We start from the raw sequence: 1,783 nt of genomic DNA on the forward strand, positions 1-1,783 counted from the left end.
GGTCGGACGCCAGCAGGGGGTGATGCATCGCGACGGCTGGCTGTTTCCGGGGCAGCATGCGATGAAGCCCATCAGCACCCGCCAGCTCTATCGCGTGGTCGTCGACGCGGCGCAGGCTGCCGACATCGCCAAGCGGGTCGGGCCGCACACGCTGCGTCACAGCTTCGCCACCCACCTCCTGGAGGACGGCACCGACATCCGGATCATCCAGGTCCTGCTCGGGCACGCCAAGCTGAACAGCACCGCCTTCTACACCAAGGTTGCAACCCGCACGGTGCGCACCGTCACGAGCCCGCTCGACAAGCTTGGCCTCTTCAAGCCGGAAGAGATCTCACCCGACGGCTGAGCGTGCGCGCCTCGATCGAGGTCGCCGACATCTTCCGCACTGCCGGGCCTGCCTTCCGGACCGCCCATGCAGGGCATCTGACACTGCTGCAGCTCAAGGTCATGTCGGCGATCGAACACTGCCGCACCGCGGCCCTTGGCGGTCACGTCGAGGCCTGCGCGGACTGTGGCCATTGGCGCATCGCCTACAACTCCTGCCGCAACCGGCACTGTCCCAAGTGCCAGGGTGCCACGGCGCGGACATGGCTCGCCGAGCGGGAAGCCGACCTGCTGCCGGTCGGCTACTTCCATGTCGTGTTCACGCTGCCCGCCGAGGTGGCCGACATCGCCTTCCACAACAAGGCGGCGGTCTACGACCTGCTGTTCCGTGCGGCATCGGAGACGATGCTGACCATCGCGGCGGATCCGAAGCATCTCGGCGCGCGCATCGGCATCACCGCAGTGCTCCATACCTGGGGCTCGGCGATGACACACCATCCGCACGTGCACATGATCGTGCCGGGCGGTGGCATTGCGCCGGACGGAAGCCGGTGGATATCGTCGCGCCCGGCCTTCCTGCTGCCGGTGCGCGTGCTCGGCAAGCTGTTCCGCCGCCTGTTCCTCTCCCGGTTGGTCGCGCTGCACGACGCTGGCCGGCTCGCCTTCTTCGGCGCAATTGCTCATCTCGCGGAACGGCGGGCCTTCCTGCGCCACCTGTCGCCGGTCCGGAAGAAGCGCTGGGTGGTCTACGCCAAGGCGCCCTTCGCCGGCCCGGAAGCGGTGCTCGCCTACCTGTCGCGCTACACGCACCGGGTCGCGATCTCGAACAGCCGCCTCATCCGCCTCGACGAGAGCGGCGTCACCTTCCGCTACAAGGACTATCGTCGCGAAGGCGCCGACCGGCAGCAACTCATGACGCTCGCGACCGACGAGTTCATCCGCCGCTTCCTGCTCCACGTGTTGCCAAAGGGATTCCACCGCATCCGGCATTGCGGCCTGCTTGCCGGCTCTGCTCGCAAGGCCAGCCTCGCGCTTGCTCGTGAACTCCTGAACATCGCCGCACCGTCCTACGATGACACCACGCACGAACCGGACAACTTCCGCCCGCCATGCCCCTGCTGTGGCGGCCGCATGATCGTGATCGAGCTGTTCGAACGATGGAGGCAGCCGCGCGGACCGCCACACGGTTCCCCGTCGACCGGGAGCAGCATGCCATGACCCGGCATGGAATGGTTCAGCCTTCAGCTGCAGGCACTCAGCCTCCGGCAACGGATCGACGCACGTCTATGGTGATGTTCGACTCCGACAGAGCCGCGCCCAGCCGCCCACCGTCCCGACAACACCGCGCGGAGGCGCAACGAAGCGGTCTGTCCGAATTCACCTCAGAGCTTCCCGACGGCGGTCGCGCCATCGCCGACATCTGCCGAAATCCGAAATCCCCATAGCCATCGCCTGTGGC

Annotated in this window: 2 protein-coding genes; both read left to right on the forward strand. The window is 67.1% G+C overall.

Annotated elements, in window-relative coordinates; all coding sequences use genetic code 11:
- Positions 1-346, forward strand: a 346-nt coding sequence (locus QQK95_RS33365) for a tyrosine-type recombinase/integrase (RefSeq protein ID WP_284278842.1), incomplete at its 5' end; no start/stop codon positions are given.
- A 2-nt stretch (positions 347-348) separates the two neighbouring features.
- Positions 349-1,542 (forward strand): IS91 family transposase, encoded by a 1,194-nt coding sequence (locus tag QQK95_RS33370; RefSeq protein ID WP_284278843.1) that lies wholly within the window; start codon positions 349-351, stop codon positions 1,540-1,542.
- Positions 1,543-1,783 lie beyond the last annotated feature (241 nt).

It is taken from the genome of Mesorhizobium huakuii (assembly GCF_030160235.1).
In the GTDB taxonomy this organism is placed as follows: Bacteria; Pseudomonadota; Alphaproteobacteria; order Rhizobiales; family Rhizobiaceae; genus Mesorhizobium; species Mesorhizobium huakuii.